6 protein-coding genes are annotated in these 9,283 nt (G+C 58.7%); all 6 read left to right on the top strand.

Annotation, left to right across the window (positions count from 1 at the left end):
- Positions 1-606, top strand: a 606-nt coding sequence (locus AB4043_RS05195) for an ABC transporter ATP-binding protein (RefSeq protein ID WP_442306614.1), incomplete at its 5' end; no start/stop codon positions are given.
- Positions 603-2,501 carry a TolC family protein gene (locus AB4043_RS05200; RefSeq protein WP_442299821.1) on the top strand — a complete coding sequence of 633 codons (1,899 nt, stop codon included), beginning with the start codon at positions 603-605 and terminating at the stop codon, positions 2,499-2,501. The genes AB4043_RS05195 and AB4043_RS05200, both read left to right, overlap by 4 nt.
- A 19-nt stretch (positions 2,502-2,520) precedes the next feature.
- The gene (locus tag AB4043_RS05205; RefSeq protein WP_442299822.1) at positions 2,521-3,927 is read left to right on the top strand and encodes a sigma-54-dependent transcriptional regulator; all 1,407 of its coding nucleotides are present in this window, start codon (positions 2,521-2,523) and stop codon (positions 3,925-3,927) included.
- Entirely contained in the window at positions 3,917-5,365 is a 1,449-nt protein-coding gene (locus AB4043_RS05210) for a sensor histidine kinase (RefSeq protein WP_442299823.1), read from the top strand. The genes AB4043_RS05205 and AB4043_RS05210 overlap by 11 nt, the downstream gene beginning before the upstream one ends.
- 155 nt (positions 5,366-5,520) lie before the next feature.
- Entirely contained in the window at positions 5,521-8,052 is a 2,532-nt protein-coding gene (locus tag AB4043_RS05215; RefSeq protein WP_442299824.1) for an ABC transporter permease, read from the top strand.
- 187 nt (positions 8,053-8,239) lie between these two features.
- Positions 8,240-9,283: alginate lyase family protein (locus tag AB4043_RS05220; protein ID WP_442306615.1), on the top strand; the 1,044-nt coding region annotated here is incomplete at its 3' end.

The following is a 9,283-nucleotide window of genomic DNA, read 5'->3' on the forward strand; positions in this document are numbered from 1 at the left end:
ACTATCATGGGCCCTTCGGGCGCTGGCAAGTCGTCGCTGCTGAATGTGCTCGCGATGCTCGATGACCAGTGGAAAGGTGAGTTCGACTTCGATGGCGTCGCTGTCCACCGCCTGAACCGCAAGCAGCGCGCCGATCTCGCTCGGCAAAAGATAGGCATGGTCTTCCAGAGCTATCACCTGCTTGACGACATGACGGTCGCTGAGAACATCGATCTTCCCCTGTCCTACAAGGACATCCCCCGTAGCGAACGGCAGGCGATGGTGGCAGACACGCTTGATCGCTTTCAGATGGTCGCAAAAAAAGACCTCTACCCACACCAGCTCTCCGGCGGACAACAGCAACTGGTGGGCATCGCCCGCGCCATGATTCATAAACCGGCGCTGCTGCTCGCCGACGAACCGACAGGCAATCTGCATTCAAAACAGGCACAAGAGATTATGGAGATGTTCCGGCAACTGAATCAGGAAGGCACGGCGATCGTGCAGGTCACGCACTCCGAAACGAACGCTGCTTACGGCACACGCACCATTGAACTGCGAGATGGATGGGTCCACTCCGACACCGCCGGCGCAGCACAACCTCCGCTGCAGGAGGTACGTTCGTGATCGGAAGAAAACTGGGATCAGCCGCACTGCTGGCGGCGGTGAGCGTAACGGCAACAGCACAGAACGCAGCGCCAGCGACACAGGCGCCCACACCGGCATTGCGTCTGGACATTCCTCACTCCAGCAACCCGATCAATACCTATCGCGCCGTGAGCGTTCCTCCGCCGAATCTCTCCAATACGCCGCGCATCGATCAACTGATCCGCAACGGCGTGCTGGAGCTAAGCCTGAAGGACGCGATCGCACTCGCACTGGAGAACAATCTCGACCTGGCAATCGCGCGCTACAACCTGCCGATCGCCGAGGCGGACGTCCTTCGTACCCGCGCCGGCGGATCGTTCCGAGGCGTCAACACCGGCGTCGTGCAGAACACACCGGGTGGAGGTGTAGGAGGCTTTGGTTCAGGAGCGGCAGGCGCGGGCGCCGGTGGTACCTCAGGCGGTGCAGGCGGAGCCGGCTCGGGAGCGTCGGGTCTGGTACAGTCGACACTCGGTACCGGCACCAACGTCCCATCGTTCGACCCTTCCATTACGGGGACCGTAAACCTCGAGCACTATACTCAGCCTCTGTCAAATATCTCGATCTACGGCGTACTGGAGCTGCAGCAGAACACGACGACCGGGAACATCAGCTACTCGCAGGCGTTCCCTACCGGAACATCTTTAGTGGCTGTCTTCAACAACGACCGTACCGCAACCAACAGCCCGCGCAGCTACCTCAACCCCACGCTGAACACTTACTACCACATCGCACTGCAACAGCAGTTGCTGGCCGGCTTCGGCTTCGGACCCAATCTTCGTTATCTGCGCATTGCGAAGAACAATCGGAAGATCTCCGACGAAGCCTTCAAGTTGCAGGTAGTCAGCACCGTTACCCAGATCGCTAACATGTATTGGGACCTGGTCGCTGCTTACGAAGATGAACAGGTAAAGAGCAGCACGCTGACATTCGCCCAGCAAACGCTCGACAGTGCCCGCAAGGAGCTCGCGCTTGAGGCGATTCCGGCGATGGATGTACTGAAGGACGAAGCTGAGGTTGCCAACCGGGAGCAGGACCTTACGGTCGCGAAGACGACCTTGCAGTTTCAGGAACTGCTGATCAAAAATGCCCTGACCAAGAACCTCGACGATCCAACTCTGGAAGCCATGCCGGTGAAGCCGACCGATTCCAGCTCGGTCGATAGTGCACCAGACACCGCCTCCGCGGCGACCGGTGACAGTATTACGCTCGCGCTGAAAAACCGCATTGAGTTGATCGAGTCGGACATCGATCTGCAAAACCGTGGAATCAGCCTCGGCGCGGCGCGCAATGCCCTGCTTCCCACCGTCTCGCTCTCCGCGTACTACGGTGGCAGCGGTCTCGCCGGCCCTCCGAATCCCTCCGCAGGTGTTGCGTCCACTCAACCCATGGACTGGCATGGAGCGGTAAACGGCGCCTTCAATAACTCTGCCCCGGACTACTATGTCGGCATCAACGTCAATATCCCTATCCGCAACAGGGTTGCCAAGTCGGACCAATACCGCGCGGAGTTGGAAACGCGCCAGGCGGAGCTGCGCACCCAGGAGCTGAAAAAGCAAATCCGCATCGAGGTGCGCAACGCGCAATACACGCTGCAACAGAGCCGTGCCCGTGTGGAGTCCGCCCGCAAAGCACGGGATCTCGCGCAGCGGACCTTCGATATTACCGCCAAGGAGCAAGAGTTGGGCGCAGGGTCAAATCTGCAGACACTCACGGCTCGGCGCGACCTATCCACGGCGGAGTCTACCCTGGTAGCCGCAATGACGGCCTATCAGAAAGCAAAGGTCGAGCTCGACCGGACTCTGGGTGTCACACTGGAATCGCACGACATTTCGATAGAATCAGCGAGAACCGGAACGGTTCCAGGCGGACAGTAAAACAGTTGGGATTGGATACATGGCAGAGGCAGTAATGGTTTCAGATGCGAAGGGATCGGATCGAAGGCAGGCCGGCAAACTACTTGTCGCCGACGATCAGCCGCACATTCTTGAGGCTATTCGCCTGCTGCTCAAGCCCGAAGGCTACGACCTGGAGCTGGTTCGGACCCCGGCCCTGACGCTGGAGGCGATTGCGCACGAGGAGTTCGACGGCGTTCTCATCGATCTGAACTATGAGCGGGACACCACCTCCGGCCAGGAAGGACTGGAGCTGGTTGTCCGTATCAAAGAGATCGACGCGCAGCTTCCGGTCATCGTGATGACGGCCTGGGGCAACATCGACCTTGCCGTCGAGGCTATGCGCCGGGGAGCCAGCGACTTCATCCAGAAACCCTGGGAGAACGCCCGCCTGCTGAGTGTTCTCCGCACACAAACGGAACTCTACCGCAGCCAGCGGCGCATGCAGCGGCTCGAGGCAGAAAACCGTCTCCTCCGCACCTCAGGCGCTCCTGACTTCATCGCATCGGCGCCGGCCATGCGCAGTGTGGTCGAGATGATGGCACGCATCGGCCCCTCCGATGCCAACGTGCTGATCACCGGCGAACACGGCACAGGCAAGGAAGTCGTCGCTCAGACGTTACATCGCCTCTCAACGCGCTCCGATCGCGCAATAGTCGCTGTCAATACGGGTGCTCTTCCTGAAGGCACCTTCGAGAGCGAGCTGTTCGGCCATGTGAAAGGCGCCTTCACGGATGCCCGTACCGACCGTATTGGACGTTTTGAGCTGGCCAGCGGCGGAACACTCTTTCTGGATGAGATTGCCAATATCCCCGTCCGTCAGCAGGCCAAGCTGCTGCGCGTGCTCGAGACCGGGGAGATGGAGCGCGTAGGATCGTCGCGCACCCAGAAGGTGAATGTACGTATGCTGTCGGCAACCAACGCCGACCTGCGAGCCGAATGCGAAGCCGGCCGGTTCCGCGAAGACCTGCTCTTCCGGTTGAATACGGTGGAGATCTCTCTTCCCCCGCTACGGGATCGCCGCGAGGATATTCCCGCACTGGCGGCACACTTCCTTGCAAAGTACGCTGCGCGCTACCGCCGCCAGCTCGAGGGCTTCGAGGCGAATGCCTTGCAACAGATGTTGCAATACGGCTGGCCTGGCAACGTCCGCGAGCTCGACCATACCGTGGAACGTGCTGTGCTGATGGCGAGAGGAACACGGATTGAAGCGTCAAACCTTGGTCTGCAGGCGCAACATCGCAGCTCTGCCTCTCAGAGCCTGGACGATATGAGTCTTGAAGCGGTTGAGGCTATTCTTATTCGGAAGGCGCTTGCCCGTGCGAACGGGAATGTGAGCCACGCGGCAGATGCCCTGGGCCTAAGCCGCGGAGCTCTCTATCGCCGTATCGAAAAGTATGGACTCTGAGCACCAGCCCGCAAGCGGACCAACGATACAACGCATTCCGTTGCAGCGCTCGAAGAAGCGGCTGAGCTTTGAGTGGCGCTTACGGGTGTTCTTCTGGGCCTTCGGAACTCCCGGTCTCGCTCTCTGCTGGTGGTTACTGTATGCGAATGCCGTCGATGTGATTGTGACGGTGATCCTGCTCGCCTTCTATCTGTTGCTCTGGGCTTTTCTCACCTCCATTGTGATGGAACAGATCACTCGCCCCCTGCAAACGCTTACCAACGTCGTAGCGGCGTTGCGGGAGGACGATTATTCGTTCCGTGCGCGAGGTGCGCGACGCGAAGATGCGATCGGAGATCTCGCTATCGAGATCAATGCCCTGGCCAATATGTTGCAGTCGCAGCGCGCCGGCGCGCTGGAGGCGATTGCGCTTGTCGAGCGTGTCGTTGACTCCATGCACTCCCCGGTCATGGCCTTTGATCCTGAGGGGCGTTTGAAGCTGCTGAATACAGCGGCAGAACACGTCTTCGGACTGAAGATACGCACTGCCCTGGGACGCACTGCACGAGAGCTTGGTCTGGAACGCTTCGCCGGCGCTGCCGATGAAGATCTGCTGACGATGGATACCGGCGCCCAACCCGGCCGATGGATGGTGAAACGCACCGGCTTTCGTCTTCACGGCGTTCCCCATCAACTGCTGGTGCTGGCAGACGTCAGTTCGGCGTTAAGGGAAGAAGAGCGGCTGGCATGGAAACGGCTTATTCGTGTGCTCGGCCACGAGATCAACAATTCCCTCACCCCGATCAAGTCCATCGCCGCCAGTTTGCGCGGACAATTGCGGCCGGGCATCAGCGCCACAGATCTGGAAGACTTCGATCGCGGCTTGGAGGTCATTGAAAACCGGTCCGAGTCGCTCAATCGTTTTCTGCAGGCCTACCGGCAACTCATGGGCTTGCCTGCTCCACGGCTTGCTCCGGTGGAGGTAAACAGTCTGCTTCAGAGAGTCGCCAAGCTGGAGACACGGCTTCGCGTTCGTGTAATCGATGGCGAGGAGTGTGTCATCCAGGCCGACGCCGACCAGTTGCAGCAGGCGCTGATCAATCTTGTGCGCAACGCAACCGAGGCCGCGTTAGGTCCGGATGCGGAGAATGCGGCCATCGCGAGCGTGTCCATCGCATGGCGGCAGGTTGACGGTGAGGTCACCATCTCCATCCTCGACAACGGCCCAGGACTAAGCAATGCGAGCAATCTGTTTGTGCCCTTTTACACCACCAAACCTACCGGGACAGGCATCGGCCTGGTGCTCGCGCAGCAGATCGCCGAAGGACATGCTGGAGCGGTACGGCTGGCGAACCGGACCGACGGAGTGACAGGCTGCGTCGCTGAGGTACGGCTGCCCGCGGGCACAGCCGAACGATCATTCCCTCAGATGGCTGCTAACAGCGCAAATAAGTCCTGAACCTTATTGTCCGGAACTGGACGCGTGATTTCACTTCCGGACATAACCGCGGGTAGCTCAACTATTGAAGTCTTTGATTTTTCGGAGTCAACGACGATGAACTGCATGGCCGTCCACATGCTGTTGTGTTCTTTGTTCATGGAGGAGTGTCTGCAATGACCACCTTTGCTCAGGATCTTCGCTATGCCTTGCGGCAGCTAAAGAAAACGCCCGCGTTTACGGTAACCGTACTGCTTACGCTGGCGTTGGGAATTGGAGCGAATGCGGCAATCTTCACCCTGGTCAACAGCATTCTGCTTCGCAGCCTTCCTGCGGCCGATCCGTCCACATTGGTACGCGGCGGAGCCATAAACGACTGCTGTGTGGGTTCCGGCTGGCGCAACGACGGCGATTATTCGCTCTTTTCAACGGAAGCCTACGAAGAGATGAAGAAAGGCTCTCCCGAGTTTGTGGAGCTGGCGGCTATCCAGGCCGGCTTCACCTTCCGTCCTGTTACCGTGCGGGGTGATGCCCCGGGCGCTCTGCCTCAATCGGTCATGGGTGAGTATGTCTCGGGCAACTACTTCCGAACCTTCGGATTGCGTCCCTATGCAGGGCGCTTGTTTACCGATGCAGATGACACGAAGGGCGCACCGATGACGGCAGTGATCAGCTATGCCGCATGGCAGCGAGACTTCAATGGAAATCCAGATATCGTAGGCAAAACCTTTTGGGTGAATACCAAGCCGGTTGCCATTATCGGCATTGCACCGAAAGGATTCTACGGAGACCGCCTCGTCGCCACTCCTCCGGACTACTACCTGCCGATCGAGACCATGCCCTCAATCATGAACGTACCGTATGTGCATGACCCGAACACGAACTGGTTGTACATCCTGGGCAGGGTAAAACCAGGAACAGCAACGCTTCCGTTACAGGAGAAACTGAGCGCACAGCTGCGGCAAGCGTTACTCAAGACACGCATCAACTTTACCTCTGAGGCAGGTAAGACGAAGCTCGCGCGTTCCCATGTGACCCTCACGCCCGCGGGCAATGGCATTATGTGGATGCAGGAGGCCTACGGTGCTCATCTCCACCTGCTGACATGGACCGCGGCCCTTGTGCTTCTGGTGGCATGCGCCAATGTCGCAAATCTGCTGCTGGTGCGCGGTATGACGCGGAAGATCGAGATGTCAGTACGCGCAGCCATGGGTGCGGGACGCGATCGTCTGATCCGCCAGCTGCTGACGGAAAGTATCTTGCTCTCCGGAATCGGTGGCCTTCTCGGGCTGGTCGTGGCATACGGAGGAACACGGATTCTGTTGTCGCTCGCGTTTCCCGGCGAACACGGAGTGCCTATTGAGGCTGCCCCTTCCACCGCGGTCATCGCATTTTCTATCGGACTCAGCGTACTGACCGGGCTATTGTTCGGCCTGGCTCCGGCATTTGTCGCGTCGAGGACGGAACCGGCGGATGTGCTGCGGAGCGGCGCCAGGACGACGACCGGCGGAACCTCGAAACTGCAGAAGGTGCTGGTCGTCACACAGGCCGCACTCTCGTTTGTGCTTCTGGTCGGCGCGGGACTATTCGCACAAAGTCTGCGCAAGCTCGAGAACACCGACATGAAACTGGAAACGCGGAATCGCTATATCGTCCATATCAATCCTCAGGCTGCCGGCTACAAGCAGACGCAGCTTGAAGCTCTGTATCGCGAGATGGAGGACCGGTTTCACGCCGTTCCCGGAGTGCAGAAGGTTGGCATCACCAGCTACACGCCGATGGAAGACAACAATAACGGCTGGGGCTGGAACGCGGAAGGCTTGCCGAATGTTAGCCACGGTGCCTCGGTAATACGTGTTAACCCGGAGTACTTCGACTCGGTGGGCACCAAGGTGCTGGCCGGGCGAAACATCGGTATCGGCGATACCCCGACCGCTCCCAGAGTTGCCGTGGTGAATCAGGCATTCGCGAAAAAGTTCTTTGGAGATACCAACCCGATCGGCAGGCGCATCGGCACCGCCGAAACTCACCCCGGAGACTACGAGATCGTCGGCGTTGTGCAGGATACCGTCTATACCACGGTGCGATGGACAGACCATCTCATGGTCTTCCTACCGACACTCCAGCGCCTGGCGACAGATGGACCCATCGAGGACGATCTCGGCCTCTATGCTGGTGCTCTGGTCGTGCAGACTGACCGGCCCATCCACGAGATGGAGACGATCGCGAGGCGAACTCTTGCCGCCATTAACCAGAACCTTACTGTCGTAAAGTTCCAAACCTTCGATGAGCAGATTGCTGACCGCTTCACTGAGGAGAGGCTGCTCTCGCGGCTGACTATGATGTTCGGCGGGCTGGCATTGTTATTGGCGGCTATCGGGCTGTATGGCGTAACCGCATACACGGTCGTACGCAGAACGAATGAGATTGGCATACGCATGGCTCTGGGAGCCGACAGGGGTGGCGTGATGGCCATGATCCTGCGTGGCGCTATTTTGCAGGTGATCATCGGCCTGGCCATCGGCGTTCCGGCCACACTGATATGCGTGCGTTTCGTGCGGTCGCAGCTATACCAGGTCACGGGTGTGGACGCAGGCATTTTGCTGGGAGCGCTCGCCATACTTGGTCTGGCGGCCTGCATTGCGGGCCTGGTTCCGGCAAGACGTGCGGCGTCAATCAATCCCGTCGAAGCTCTAAGGATTGAGTAGCTGCGTTACCTGGCAGACCAAACCTCGAATCGTCTCATTTTTAGAGGATTCGTAGAATCCTCTAAACAACCGATTGTTTATTTAGTTCGTACTTGACATTTATCTTTTGGCAGTGCTCCTATGGTGCCGCTCAAAGCTGGCCAGCTTCGGCACCATCGCATCTCACACAACTCAGAGGAGCATCTGCATGAGAATCACTCCCTTCGGCAGGCCAATGGCTCTGGCCTTCGCCATCGCTTGCGCCGTCGTCTTTGCCAGTACCATTGCCACTGCCCAGACATGGGTTCATCCGGGTATTGTTGTAAGCCCGCAACAGCTGCTTGCCACCCGCACTGCTTATCAAAATGGAGACCTCACAGTCGGCAACCAGGTGAACAAGGCCATGGCTTCAAGCTATGGATCCACGACTTACGCCGTCCAGGGTTATTACCCCGGCGGCATCAGTCAGTGCGGAGCAAACTCCAACCCCAATCATGGTTGTCAGGCCGCCGATAACGATTCCAATGCGGCCTACGTCCAGGCGCTGCTCTGGTACCTCACCGGTAACCAGACCTACGCCAACAATGCGATGAACATCATGAACGCCTGGGCGAGCTTCCAGGGCTATGCCGGTACCAACGGTCTTTCCTGCCCGAGCGGCACCGACTGCTCCAACGGTCCATTACAGTCCGGCTGGGACGCCGAAAAGTGGCCACGCGCCGCGGAGATCCTCTATTACGGCCGCACGTCCTCAGGCGCCAGTTCCGGATGGTCCAGCACCGGCTTCACCAACTTCAAGAACATGCTGATCAATGTCTATCAGCCCGTTATCCAGAATGGCTCGGGAGTCAACGGGAACTGGGACATGAGCATGATCGATGGCACCATGCAGATCGCCGTCTTGACCGAGAACCGCACACTGCTTAATCAAGCCCGCACCATGTGGCTGGGCAGGGTTCCCGATCTCTTCTATCTCAATGCGATCGACGGCTCCAGTCATGCGGCTTCGCCACGCGGCAATCCAAGCTGGTTCGGCCAAAGCATCTTCAACTCCTCCACGGAGAACGTGAATCAAGAGACCTGCCGTGACCTTACGCACACGGAAGACAGTATCTCTTCGACCATGATGGCCGCTGAGACTGACTGGATCCAGGGCGGTGAACTCTACACCGACACAAACAACTCCTCAGAGACCGGAGCCCAGGTCAAAGCGGAAGACCGGATCGTCGGCGCACTCAACCTTATTGCAGGC

Source organism: Terriglobus sp. YAF25 (genome assembly GCF_052113305.1).
Lineage (GTDB): Bacteria > Acidobacteriota > Terriglobia > Terriglobales > Acidobacteriaceae > Terriglobus.